The 12972-nt window shown below is 67.1% G+C and carries 11 protein-coding genes and 1 riboswitch; of the genes, 7 read left to right on the forward strand and 4 right to left on the reverse strand.

Translation table 11 applies throughout. The features are described 5' to 3' along the window. The first annotated feature begins 8 nt into the window (after positions 1-8). Positions 9-131 (forward strand): hypothetical protein, encoded by a 123-nt coding sequence (locus PBN85_RS18830; protein WP_271301164.1) that lies wholly within the window; start codon positions 9-11, stop codon positions 129-131. A 262-nt stretch (positions 132-393) separates the two neighbouring features. Here PBN85_RS18830 and PBN85_RS18835 read toward each other — a convergent pair whose 3' ends face one another. The 4 genes from PBN85_RS18835 to PBN85_RS18850 all read right to left on the reverse strand — a co-directional run bounded on the left by PBN85_RS18835 (position 394) and on the right by PBN85_RS18850 (position 3846). Then, a complete protein-coding gene (locus PBN85_RS18835; protein WP_271301165.1) occupies positions 394-675 on the reverse strand; it encodes a ribbon-helix-helix domain-containing protein in 282 nt (93 codons plus the stop codon). Beyond that, positions 672-1334 (reverse strand): ParA family partition ATPase, encoded by a 663-nt coding sequence (gene parA / locus PBN85_RS18840; protein WP_271301166.1) that lies wholly within the window; start codon positions 1332-1334, stop codon positions 672-674. Before parA ends, PBN85_RS18835 begins: the two co-directional genes overlap by 4 nt. A 243-nt stretch (positions 1335-1577) precedes the next feature. Beyond that, positions 1578-2402 (reverse strand): helix-turn-helix domain-containing protein, encoded by an 825-nt coding sequence (locus PBN85_RS18845; RefSeq protein ID WP_271301167.1) that lies wholly within the window; start codon positions 2400-2402, stop codon positions 1578-1580. Between the two features lie 445 nt (positions 2403-2847). Further along, positions 2848-3846 carry a replication initiator protein A gene (locus tag PBN85_RS18850; RefSeq protein WP_271301168.1) on the reverse strand — a complete coding sequence of 333 codons (999 nt, stop codon included), beginning with the start codon at positions 3844-3846 and terminating at the stop codon, positions 2848-2850. Between the two features lie 287 nt (positions 3847-4133). Next, positions 4134-4222: riboswitch (glycine riboswitch) on the forward strand. A gap of 94 nt (positions 4223-4316) precedes the next feature. Between PBN85_RS18850 and PBN85_RS18855 the strand changes: the two genes are divergently transcribed. The 6 genes from PBN85_RS18855 (at position 4317) to PBN85_RS18880 (ending at position 12941) form a co-directional block, all read left to right on the forward strand. Further along, entirely contained in the window at positions 4317-5735 is a 1419-nt protein-coding gene (locus PBN85_RS18855) for an L-serine ammonia-lyase (RefSeq protein ID WP_271301169.1), read from the forward strand. Positions 5736-7178: 1443 nt separating this feature from the next. Beyond that, positions 7179-7946, forward strand: coding sequence for a hypothetical protein (locus PBN85_RS18860; protein ID WP_271301170.1), 768 nt, complete (start codon positions 7179-7181; stop codon positions 7944-7946). Continuing rightward, positions 7934-9379: a hypothetical protein gene (locus PBN85_RS18865; RefSeq protein ID WP_271301171.1), complete on the forward strand. Its 1446-nt coding sequence runs from the start codon at positions 7934-7936 to the stop codon at positions 9377-9379. The genes PBN85_RS18860 and PBN85_RS18865 overlap by 13 nt, the downstream gene beginning before the upstream one ends. 7 nt (positions 9380-9386) lie before the next feature. Then, on the forward strand, positions 9387-10454 hold the full coding sequence (gene rfbB / locus PBN85_RS18870) for a dTDP-glucose 4,6-dehydratase (protein WP_271301172.1): 1068 nt from the start codon (positions 9387-9389) through the stop codon (positions 10452-10454). Next, positions 10451-11380, forward strand: coding sequence for a glucose-1-phosphate thymidylyltransferase RfbA (rfbA, locus tag PBN85_RS18875; RefSeq protein WP_271301173.1), 930 nt, complete (start codon positions 10451-10453; stop codon positions 11378-11380). The genes rfbB and rfbA overlap by 4 nt, the downstream gene beginning before the upstream one ends. Positions 11381-11519: 139 nt before the next feature. After that, on the forward strand, positions 11520-12941 hold the full coding sequence (locus tag PBN85_RS18880; RefSeq protein ID WP_271301174.1) for an exopolysaccharide biosynthesis polyprenyl glycosylphosphotransferase: 1422 nt from the start codon (positions 11520-11522) through the stop codon (positions 12939-12941). Positions 12942-12972: the final 31 nt, after the last annotated feature.

A 12972-nucleotide genomic window follows, 5' to 3' on the forward strand; every position in this document is an offset into this window, starting at 1 on the left:
CCCGCGCCATGCAGACGGAAGCAATCTTCGACCAGCCGCTTGGTCAATTCGGCGAGCAGCAGCACGACGATCAGGATGCCGACCATGTCGAACAGCGTGCCCGTCGCTTCGATACCCTACCGCGACAATGATCGGCCAATGCCAGAGATAGATCGCATAGGATCGGTCGCCGATCCACCGCATCGCCGTATTGTCGAGCAGCCGATTGCGCCCCCGGTCCTCCTGCGCGGCGAAGATGACCAGCGCCGCACCGAATGTCGGCACCAGCGCGGCATAACACCTTGTCTGAAGCCGGCGGGGGAACGCTTCGCCACCATAGCGAGATACGCGGGAAACGGGAACGACATCTCTCCGCCGGCGAACCGCGCGGGCGCGAGACTCCGCCCCGCGCGCTCAGTCGCCGATCGGACTCTCGCCGTGCTTCCTCAACACGTCGTTGAACGCCTCCGCCATCAGCGCCTGCAGGCTGCGGCCCTGGCGGCGGGCGAGCGTGTGCATCGCGAACGACATTTCCGGGCTGAAGAAGCCGGCGATCTGCTTGCGGCCCTGACGGCTCGCCGACCCCTGCCCTGCGCCCGCGGCGGGAACGGGCGCGGCGACCGGCGTTGGGGTGGTGGCGGGCGGGGGCGGTGCGCCGACGGTGCGCAGGTTGGCGAAACTCGGCTTGCGGCTCATGCGGGCACCTTCTTGCGGGTCTTGCTCTTCGCCTCGGGCAAGCCGAGCTGTCGACAGGTCCACGCGTAGAGCTGTCGGATGTCGTCGGCGGCCTTGCCGTCGGGTTCATATTCCATCACCGTCCGGCCTTCGCCGCTGGCGTGGCGATAGGCGGCGCGGTCGGGGATCTGCACCGGGCAGGGCGGCGTGCCGAAGCCGTCGACCAGTTCGCCCGCCTCCTGATAGACACGCGGCGCATTGGGCGATCCCGCGGTGAACACGACATAGGCGGGCTTGCGCAGCAGCTGGACGAGCTTCGCCGTGGTCTGGATCGCCGACAGGTCGAACGCGCTCGGCCGGCATGGGATCAGCACCAGATCGGCGACCTCGACCGCGGCGCGCGCGGCGCTGTCGGCATGCGGCGGCGTGTCGATGACGATCATCTCGGCGCCCTGCTCGGTCGCGGCGGCGACCTTGGCGGCAAGCCGCGGCGGCGGGCTGTCGATCACCTCGGGTGGCGCGTCGCCGCGCCAGGCCGCCCATTGGCTCGCGGTCGCCTGCGGATCGGTGTCGACGATCAGCGCGACGCGGCCGGCATCCTGCGCCGCGGCGGCGAGGTGGAGCGCGAGCGTCGTCTTACCCGCGCCGCCCTTCTGACTGATGATCGCGATGGTCGCCATAGCCTCCTCCTACATGTCTACATGCCGACGTGGCAAGTCCTCGACATATAGACGTGTCGGTGCGTCGGATGGCGAGCGAGCCGCATCAGCGCGCCCCATCATCACATCGTTCGCATCGGGCGTCATCGTTCTCCGCCCTATCCGCTTGCTCCTCCTAGGAAGCATGTGTCGGCGAAGCCGGCACTTCTGTCTGTGCCATTAGGTCGAGGGTGCTTGTATCTCGCCTGTTCGGCTTTGCCGCCGTCAGGCGCAGGCGTTGGCCGGCAAGGCCAACTCGCTCGTTCCCTTATGAATAGAATCTATGAGTGATTCAGACCGGTTTTGAGACTCGCATGTTCGATCGATCGCGGCGCCCAGTGCGGCGAGGACCTTGCCGAGCGCGCCATCGACGGTCGCACGCGCCCGGTCGCGCGCCGAAAGCCCTGCGAGCATCGCCGCCTGCGCATCGGCCTGCGCCTGATGGTGGTCGAGCTGGTCGACCGGTACCGGCGCCGGTCGCATCCAGCGCGGCAGATAGGCGAGCACCGTCGCGGGAAGCAGCGCGCGATAGGCGTTGGAGGTCTGCCGATAGCGCGGCCCCTCCCCTGCCCCCTCGGCCCGGACGAAGCGGCGCTGGCGGACGAGGAAGCCCGCCGCCTCGAGCAGCACGAGCGCGCGCGCGACGGTGGCGCGGCCGAGCGCGGTGGCCTCGGCCAGCCAGTCGTAGCTCGGGAAGACGCGGCCGCGATGGAGCCGCGCCAGCGTGCACAGTTCCTCGAAGACGCGCACCGCCGCACCGGTCAGCGCCGCGATCGGCCGTTCGCGTACGCTGAGCGTCCGCGTGCCGGCGCGCGCCTCGCGGCGCAGCCGGCGGCCGGCATCGAGTGCGCCGCGGCAGGCGCGCAGCCAGCGGTCGGGCTCGCCGGGCGCGGGCGCGGCGAAGAAGACGTCTTCGAACGTCCCCGCTTCCATACTGTCGCGGCGCACCGGCGCACCGGTGCGATGGGGCACGCGGCGCGCGGCACGCGCGTCTCCCCGTACGCGCGCGCAAAATTGCGCGCTCGCTTCCCCGAAGGTCAACGCCGTCATCTTCCATCCCCTTACGGGCCGGACCGAGGACAAAAAAATCCGTGGCGCGAAACGCGCATCCTTGAACCGGATCGGGTTCGGCAGTATTCCTGTGACCTGACTACCGGTTATAGGTGTCTGGCGTTTGGCGACGCTGGTCACACAGGAATACTGGGATGCCCGGCCTCGTGCCGGGCTTTCCTTTATGGGGTCACGGCCATTCCACTCAACAAACTGCACGGCCGACGCTGGCCGCGCCCCTTTGTTGCAGCATTAATCCAATACTGGAAGCGGCTACGATTCGTGCTTTCGAGTATTTAACCCAAAAAAAGTTCGTGCTTTCGAGTAGAAATGTGCTGTCGATTCGTGCTTTCGAGTAACAATGCCGCGGCTGAGTTCGTGCTTTTGAGTAGAAAATCCGCGACCCATTCGTGCTTTCGAGTAACAATTCGGCGGCGTGCCCGAATCAGTTGGCCGCGGCCGGCGAATCGGTTGCGGCGGGTTCGGCATCGGGTGATTCGCCCGACTCGGCCGATTCCAGCATGGCCCGAGTCGAGCTCAGCACCGCTTGGCCGGGCTGTGGACGCGGGGTGATCACCACCCGGCTCTGCGGCGCGCGACGGCCGCGACGCGGCGCGCCCTCCTCCGCCGCTGCGCCCACGTCGCCCTCGACCAGTTCGAGGTGATAATCAGGGATGCCGTCGGTCGCGACGATCTGCTTGAGCGCCGCCTTGAAGTTCGACAGCGGGTTCTGATAGCCGATCTGCAGGCGGAAGGTGGCGAGATCGAGATCGAGCTCCTCCTCACACGTCGAGCGCGCCACTTCGTAGATGCGCCGCTCGATCGGCCCCAGCTGGAAATAGGCGGCGGCATAGTCGAGCACGTGACGATCGAGCAGGATCGCCCGGAACAGCCAGTCGCACAGCCGTACCTTGACCGCTTTCAGCCGCCGTTCGCCGCTTTTGGTACGCGAATAATGGAGCTTTGCTTCGGACAGCCAAGAGAAGAAGCCCTCCTCTCCTTCCCCGCCGGCTTCGATATTGGTCTTGATCTGCGTACCCTGCAGTCGCTCGAGCGCCTCGGACAGCCGGTTGTACGACCGCGCGCTATGATTGGAGCCGGTCACCGAGAACAGGTCGTGCGCGGTGAAGATGAAATCCTGCTCGACATGCTCGCCCGCCTCGAGCTTCGCCGCCATCAGGCTGGCGATGTAGAGGACGATCTCCTTGTCGTAGATCGTCGCGACGCCGCTCGCCGATGGACGCACCTCGATCGACACGGTGGCATGGTCGTAGGTCAGCGGTTTCATCCACGCATTCTTGCTGAGCGCGAAGAACGGGAAGGCCATCAGCGAACGTTCGCCGCGGATCTCGCCGTGCAGCGGGCTGTCGAGCGTGAACAGGTCACGGTGCGGCACGGCGGCGGAGCCGGACGCGGGGCGGGCGGGCGTGGTGGAACGGGCCATGGGCATTTCCTACTCGAAAGCACGAACTTTTGGCACCCCGCACTGGAATCCTTAGGGAAAATGCGTCCCGGCCTGCGTCCATTCGTGCTTTCGAGTAGGAAATGGCGCGCCCTCCCCTGCCGCGACTGCTCCCGGCCCGCTTCCCGGCGGACGCTTGCGACATGTCGACAGTTCAACATGTCGCCACCGCCCCTTCGAGCGCGACGTGTCGTCACGTCGACATGTCGTCACCTCGACCCGGACGCGATGCCGGCTTGACCCGGCGCCCCGACCCGGCGGATAGCGGCGCGGTCGATACGGGAGAGACCGGGCCTGCCCCGGCGCCGAAGGAGCAACCGCCCCGGAAACTCTCAGGCCAAAGGACCGTAGCGACGCGAAAGATCTGGAGAGAGGCGCAGCTGCGTCCGCCGACGGGATAACGATCTCAGGCGCAAGGGACAGATGGGGCAGGCCGGCGATGCCGGCGGAGGATGCCCGTGCCGACCGACCTGCCCCAGCCCCTGCCCCGGACGCCGCTCGATCGCGGCCTCGACCGGCCGATCAGCGTCGCCGAGCTGTTCACCATCGGCATCGGCCCGTCGAGCTCGCATACCGTCGGGCCGATGCGCGCCGCCTTCGACTTCGCCCAGCGGGTCGTCGGACAGGGCGTCACCACGGTCCGCTGCGACCTCTACGGCAGCCTCGCGCTGACCGGGCGCGGCCATGCCACCGATACGGCGGTGATCCTCGGCCTCGCCGGCTGGCAGCCCGAGCGGCTCGATCCCGATGCCGCGCCGGCGATCCTCGCCGATATCGAGATGCGACGCCGGCTGCCGCTCGCCGGCGGCGCCGAGATCGCCTTCGCGCCCGGCGGCATCGTCTTCCATCCGCGCGAGTTCCTGCCCGAACATCCCAACGCCCTGACCTTCACCGCCGAACGCGCCGACGGCACGCTCGCCGAGACCTATTTCTCGATCGGCGGCGGGGCGATCCTGCGCCGCGGCGAGCGGCTCGCAGCGGGCAATGTCGTGGTGCGCCACCCGTTCGGCTCGGGCGCCGACCTGCTCGCGCTCGGCGACGCGACGGGGCTCGGCATCGCCGACCTCGTCCGCGCCAACGAGGAGGCGTGGCGCGCTCCGGCGGAGACCGACGCCTTCCTCGACGCGGTGCGCGCCGCGATGCACGCCTGCATCGACCGCGGCATCGCGCAGCAGGGCATGTTGCCCGGCGGGCTCAAGGTGCGCCGGCGCGCGCAGGCGATCGCGCAGGGGTTGAGCGGCTGCGTCCCCGGCAGCAACCCCGCCGAGGTGTTCGAATGGGTCAGCCTGTGGGCACTCGCGGTCAACGAGGAGAATGCCGCCGGCGGCCGCGTCGTCACCGCGCCGACCAATGGCGCGGCGGGCGTGCTGCCCGCGGTGCTGCGCTTCTACGAGACATTGGTGGCGCGCGACTGCGATCAGGCGACGCGCGGGGAGGGCGCCCGCACCTTCCTGCTCACCGCGGCGGCGATCGGCATGCTCTACAAGAAGCGCGCGTCGATCTCGGCGGCGGAGATGGGCTGCCAGGGCGAGGTCGGCGTCGCCTGCTCGATGGCGGCGGGTGGCCTCGCCGCGGTGCTCGGCGGCAGCAACCGCCAGATCGAGAATGCCGCCGAGATCGGCATGGAGCACAATCTCGGCCTGACCTGCGACCCGATCGGCGGGCTCGTCCAGATCCCGTGCATCGAACGCAACACGATGGGCGCGGTCAAGGCGATCAACGCCGCTTATCTCGCGCTGCGCGGTGACGGCAGCCACGTCGTCAGCCTCGACGCGGTGATCGAAACGATGCGCCAGACCGGCGAGGACATGCGCTCGCAGTATAAGGAGACGAGCCTCGGCGGGCTGGCGGTCAACGTTGTGGAATGTTGACGTGTCGGGGTGTCGACAGGTCGATCATCTGACCTGACGATTGGGACCGTGTTGCGCGTGCCGTTCCGCGCGGGTGATGGCGGCCGCCGGTTCGGGTCGCGCAGAGGCGCAGAGAGCGCAGAGCGTCTGTGGGGGGAGGGGGCTGCCCCTACGAGACGGTGAGAGCTGACGCTTGATCTATGGGCAGACCAGCCGCACGACCGGGGCCTCGTGGCGCGACCTGTCAACGTGTCGTAGTGTCGACAGATCAATCATTCGATGTGATGCCCCGTGTAGGAACAGCGTGGCGCCCTGAGCGGCCGGAGCGCGACCAACGCCGCTTGTGGGTCACGCGAAGACGCGAAGGGCCTGCGCCAGCGCATCCCTCCTTCCCAGCCGCCGCTGTAGGGCGGGCGTTCCCGCCCGCGCGCTACTCTCCGCGCCTCCGCGCCTCCGCGTGAACTTCCTCCTCTTCGCGTCTTCGCGTGATCGATCCTCCGGCCGTCCGTCCGCGAACCGGCCGGGATTTGGTTCATGCGGAGGCGCAGAGGAGGTGTATTTAGGGAAGCGGCGCGTGTCCCCGCGATCGGGAAAGCGGCTGCGCCGCATGACGATTCCGCGAGAGCCACCTTCGGCGTCCGAGATTCCGTTGGGCGAGCTATCGAGGTGTCTTGGTGTCGACAAGTCTATGGCTCGATACGATGCATTTGTCGGGAGTGGCGCGGCATCCCGAGCGGCCGGGTCGCAAGTGACGCCGCTTGAGGATCACCCGAAGACGCAACGACGCGAAGTGGCTGCGCGCTAGTGCATTGCTCCTTCCCAGCCGTCACTGGAGGGTATGGCGTTCCCTCTAGCGCGTCCCTCTCCGTGCCTCCGCGTGAACCTCCTTTTCTTCGCGTCTTCGCGTGATCCATCGTCCGGCGATCCGCGAAGCGGCCGGGTTTCGGTTCACGCGGAGGCGCGGAGAGGTTTCACTTGAGGAAGCGGCAAGTGTCTTCACGATCCGGAAAGAGGCTGCGCCGCATGGCGATCCCGCGACGGCGGGGCGCAAGGGGGCCGGACCATGCTCCCGTGGGCCTCTCTGCGTCCTCTGCGCCAGTGTTTCTCCGCCCTGCGCTATCGTCACGCACCCCATACCCCAGCAGGTCGATATGACGACGTGTCGACACATCGACCCGTAGGATAGGATATCACAATCCGACATGTCGACACACCGACATGTCGAAAAGCGATGTCCTCCTGCAGCGCCGGCGTTGCCGCTATGATGGCAGGGCAGGAGGAATGCATCATGTGGCAAGAGCCGTTCATCGCCGCCACCACCCGCGCGATGCGCGATGCGCCGCATCTCGACGCGCTGTGGCTCGGCGGCAGCTTCGGACGGGGCGAGGCGGATGCTTATAGCAACGTCGACCTCATCGCCGTCGTCGCGCCGGAGCATCAGGCCGGTTCGCGCAACACTGGCGCGTGCAGGTCGACGCCCTCGTGCCAATCGTCCTCTGGTACGAGGCGCGCAGCGGCGGCGCGGTGCACAATGGGATCGGGCAGGGGTGGGAGCGGATCGACCTGCTGCTCACCGACCATGCCGGCGCTCTCCGGCAGACCCAGGACGGCACGCGCTGCCTGATCGACCATGCCGGCCTCTACGATCGCCTCGCCGCGCATCGCGACTGGCCGGGGCCGGATCGCGCGCGCATCGCCTTCCTCATCGATGAATTCCTGCGCGTGCTGGGGCTGCTGCCCGTCGTGCTCGGCCGACGGGGGTATCTCGCCGCCCGCGCCGGTCTCGAGATGCAGCGCATGGCGCTGTTCCAGCTCCTCTCCGAGGCGGTCGAGCGCGCCGACACGGGCGGCATGCTCGCCTGGAGCCGCCGGTTGCCGCCTGATCAGCTTGCGCTGCTCGAACGGCTCCCACAGGCCGATCTGAGCGAGGCGTCGCTGATCGAGGCCTATCGCGCCGTCGCATCCGCCTTCCTGCCGCACGCTAGGACATCGCTTGGCCGACCGCCTTCGAGGCGGGGACCAGAGCGCATCTGCGACGATCTCTGGGTGTCGAGGTCGAGGTGTAGAGCTGACGACGTGTCGACCTATCGACGGTCCGTCATCTCGACATATTCATGGGCCGGGATGAGGCGGCTCTATACCGCAGCGGAGAGCACGCATGTCGCCGCTGGACCCAGACCGCACAACACTCCATCCTGCCGGCGAGAGAGGGGCATGCCATGGCGATCGTGATCCGGGGTACCATCCTGCTCGCCACGCTGCTTGCGGCACAGACGCCCCCGGCGCAGCCAGCTGAAAATCAGGTCGACGCCGCGATGACCGCCTATGACAAAGGCGGCTATCTGCAAGTGACCGACATGCTCGCCGCGGCGGCGTTCGACGCGAAGGGCAAGGTCCGCGACGACCTCGCCTATCAGATGTGGAAACAGGTCAGCACCACCGTCACCAACGAGCTTGATCTCGCCACGCTCGCCACCGCGCAGCCGCATGGCGCCGGCGAGGCCGGCTGGGACGCGGCGATCGGCGAGTCGGTCGGACGCGACGCAATTGCCGAGATCGTCCGCCGCGTCCGCGCGACCAGCATCGTCATCCTCAACGAAGCGCACAGCAGCCCGCGCGACCGCGCCTTCGCGTGGCGGGTGGCGCAGGCGTTGCGGCAGCTCGGTTATACGGTGCTCGCCGCGGAGACGTTCAGCAACGAGCCGGCGCGCGACGGCAAGCCGACCGCGGTCGCGCAGCTCGCCCGCGATGGCTTCGCCCGCATCGGCACCGGTTCCTATACGCGCGATCCGGTCTATGCCGCCTTCCTGCGCAATGCGCTCGCCATCGGCTACCAGCCGGCCGGCTATGAGCAGACCAGCCTGCAACGTCCCAAAGGGCAGCCGTCGCGCGCCGCGGGGATCGCGGCGCGTGAACAGGCCGAGGCGGACAATCTCGCCGCCCTGCGTTGCCGCATGCCGGCGGCCAAGCTGCTCGTCTATGTCGGGCACAGCCATGTCGCCGAGGCGCCGCTCGACGAGGGCGACGGCAAACGCGCTGAATGGATGGCCGCGCGGCTGAAGCGGATGACCGGGATTGCTCCGCTGACGATCGACCAGACCACGCTGACCGAGGAGAGCGTCGCGACGCGCGCGTCTTATGATGCGGCCGCCGCGCGCGTGCAGGATCGCGACGGCATCCTATTCCGGCGCGATGCCCCGCTGGTGCTCGACCCATATGCCGGGGCGGTCGACCTGCAGGTGGTTCACCCGCGGCGAAGCTATCGGTTCGGCCGCCCCGTCTGGCTGTCCGATCTTGGCGGCCAGCCGCTGGCGGTGCCGGCAACGCTGCTGCCGGCGGCGGGACATCGGCTCATCCAGATCTTCGCCGCCTCCGCGCCGGCCGACGCGGTGCCGCTCAACCAGCTCGTCGTCCGCGCCGGCTCGCCCCCCGCACGGCTGTTCGTCCCGCCGGGCCGGTGCGCTTCGCCGTCCAGCCGTGAGCGGCACGGCAGGCACAGCTTGTGTAGCAGCGGATGCTGCCGAAGTCACAGTCGATGGGCGACGGCGTGTTTCGGATTGGTCGATAGCCCATCATCAACAATTCAAGAGCTAGCACCCGATCGACATGTCGACATTACGACATGTCGATCGGCAGATACGCCTGTTAACCAATGGCTGCTATAAGTGCGGCATGCGCATTCTCGTCACCGGCGGGGCCGGGTTCATCGGCTCGGCGCTCGTCCGCCACCTGATCCGCAACACCGGTCATATGGTGCTCAACCTCGACGCGCTCACCTATGCCGCGACGCCGGTCGCGCTGGACGCCGTCGCGGACCATCCACGCTATCGCTTCGTCCAAGGCGACATCTGCGACCCGCAAGCCGTCCGTGCCGCGATCGCCGAGTTCAGGCCCGAGATCGTCACGCATCTCGCCGCGGAAAGCCATGTCGACCGCTCGATCGACGGCCCCGGTGCCTTCGTGCAGACCAATGTCGTCGGCACCTATACGATGCTCGCCGAGACGCGTGCCTATTGGCAGACGCTCGACGAGGCGGCGCGTGCGGCGTTCCGCTTCCACCATATCTCGACCGACGAGGTCTATGGCAGCCTCGGGGACACCGGCCTGTTCACCGAAGAGACGCCCTATGATCCGCGCTCGCCCTATTCGGCGTCGAAGGCGGGGTCGGACCATCTCGTCCAGGCGTGGGGCCATACCTACGGCCTGCCGGTGCTAATCACCAATTGCTCGAACAATTACGGCCCCTACCACTTCCCCGAGAAGCTGATCCCGCTGATGATCGCCAAGGCGCTCGCCGGCGAACCGCTGCCGGTCTACGGCAAGGGCGACCAGGTGCGCGACTGGCTCTATGTCGAGGATCACGTCCGCGCGCTGCAGGCGGTGTTCGAGCGCGGCGCGGTCGGCCGCACCTACAATGTCGGCGGCCATAACGAGAAGCAGAACATCGAGGTGGTGCACACGCTCTGCGCGATCCTCGACCGGCTGCGCCCGCGTACCGACGGCCGCTCCTATGCCGAACAGATCACCTCGGTCGCCGACCGGCCCGGCCACGACAAACGCTATGCGATCGACGCCAGCCGGATCAACGACGAGCTCGGCTGGCGTCCGCAGGAGACGTTCGAGACCGGCATCGAGAAGACGATTCGCTGGTATCTCGACAACGAGTCATGGTGGCAGCCGCTGGTCGCCGCGGCAGGTGTTCGCCGTGGGCTTGCCCCGGTGCGGGAGGCGGCGGCATGAAGGGCATCATCCTCGCCGGCGGCACCGGCACGCGGCTGCATCCGGCGACGCTGGCGGTCAACAAGCAGCTGCTGCCGGTCTATGACAAGCCGATGATCTATTACCCGCTGTCGGCGCTGATGCTGGCCGGGATCCGCGACGTGCTGGTGATCTCCAGTCCCGAGCATCTGCCGCACTATCGCGGGCTGTTCGGCGACGGTGCGCGGCTGGGGCTGCGCATCGACTATGCCGAACAGCCGCGCCCCGACGGCCTGCCGCAGGCGTTCACCATCGGCCGCGACTGGATCGGCGGCGAGCCGGTGACGCTGATCCTCGGCGACAATATCTTCTTCGGCAATGGTCTCGGCCCGATGCTGCGCCGCGCCGTCGCGCGGGCCGAGGCGGAGGCAGGGGGCGCGACGATCTTCTCCTATCGCGTCGACGACCCCGAACGTTATGGCGTGATCGCCTTCGACGAGACCGGTCGGGCGGTGTCGATCGAGGAGAAGCCAGAACGGCCGCGCTCCAACCATGCGATCACCGGCCTCTACGTGTTCGACGCGACGGTCTGCGACCATGCCGCCAGCCTCGTCCCTTCGCCGCGTGGTGAGCTTGAGATCACCGATCTCGCGCAGCACTATCTGGCGGCAGGAACGCTGCACGTCGAGCCGATGGGCCGTGGCTTCGCCTGGCTCGACACCGGTACGCACGACAGCCTGCTCGAAGCGGCGGAGTTCGTCCGCACCATCCAGCATCGCCAGGGCATCCAGATCGCCTGCCTCGAAGAAATAGCCTTCCTGCAAGGCTTCATCACCGCCGAAGCGGCGACGACACAGGGTCTGGCACTCGCCAAGACGGCGTACGGCCGCGCGATCCTGACCGCGGTCGCCGAGACGCCGTCGCCGGCTATCGGCGAGCGGCGGGCAGGGGATCGGCGGCAAAACTGACTTACTCCGCACCTCCAATTCAGCCCAGGACTTTACATTCAGGCTGTGCAGCCGCCGATTGAGCTATTGCACCAAGATGGGTATCACGGATGCCAAGTGAACCGCGCCGGATTGGTCAGTTAGGGTATGCGTTGGCATGTTGGACGATGGGGATGCGCAGGTCGTAGAGCGCGACACCTTGTCTGATCATCAAATGACGGACTTCCATACCGCCGGTGTCCACTGGCGGCCACGCAGCACCGTGCTGCAATTGCGGGCCAAGCTGTATCTGTTGTGCATCGACGCGATCGCAATCTTCGTCGGCTTCATGGTCGCGGCAATCCCGCGTTACGCCTTGGATCTCGACACCGGTTGGCTCGTCTTCGCCTTGGTGGTGATCCCACTCTATGCGCTGATCGCTTCCAACCTAGACGCCTATGACACCGCAAATCTGCAGGATCCGTTCCGTGCGATACGTCGTGGCTTGCAGGCGCTGGTGCTGGCGGCCGGCTGTGTGCTGCTCGCCGTCTTCTACCTCAAATCGGGCACCACCTTTTCGCGCCTGACGATCGGTTTCGGCTCGGCGCTCGCCACGACCTTCCTTGGCGTCGGCCGCTATTTTACCGTCCGTCATCTCGATCAAATCGTCGGCGGCAATCCGTTCAGCTCGATCCTGCTCTGCGATCGCGGCGCGGCGATCCCGCCCGGGAATTTCTCGATGGTGATGGCGGCGGAGTCTTATTTCGACCCCGATGAACACGATCCGCATTCCTACGATCGTCTTGCGACGCTGATTGCCAGCGCCGACCGGGTGGTGGTGACCTGTGCGCCCGAACGTCGCATGGCTTGGGCACAGGCCCTCCGCGGTGCCAATGTGCAGAGCGAGATTGTCGTCCCCGAATTGCTCGAACTGGCGCCGCTAGGTCTCGGCCTCAACCGCGACGTGCCGACGATTATCGTCGCGACCGGGCCGCTCAACCTGATGGACCGCTGCATCAAGCGGACGTTCGATCTTGGCATAGCCGCTGTCGCACTAGTGTGCCTGACCCCGGTGATGATCCTCACTGCGCTTGCCGTGCGGTTCAACAGCCCCGGGCCGGTGTTGTTCAAGCAGGTGCGGATCGGCCGCGGAAACCAGATGTTCCGCATGTACAAATTCCGCTCGATGTACGTGCGGGAGCTTGACGGGGCAGGGCATCGCTCGACCTCGCGTGACGATGACCGGGTCACCGCGGTCGGACGCTTCATCCGCCGCACCAGTATCGACGAGCTGCCGCAGCTGCTCAACGTGTTCAAGGGCGACATGAGCATCGTCGGCCCGCGCCCGCATGCGCTCGGCTCACGTGCCGCAGACAAATTGTTCTGGGAGGTCGATCAGCGCTATTGGGGCCGGCATGCGACCAAGCCGGGACTGACTGGCCTGGCGCAAATCCGCGGTTATCGTGGTGCGACCTTAGTTGAGGACGACCTCAAGAACCGCCTGCTCGCCGATCTCGAATATCTCGAAAACTGGTCGATCTGGCGCGACATCAAGATCATCTTTCTGACGGTGCGCGTCATCCTGCACCGCAACGCTTTCTAGAGGACAGGCCGACACGTCGACATCACGACAT

Source organism: Sphingomonas sp. CV7422, from assembly GCF_027945725.1.
Lineage (GTDB): Bacteria > Pseudomonadota > Alphaproteobacteria > Sphingomonadales > Sphingomonadaceae > Sphingomonas > Sphingomonas kyungheensis.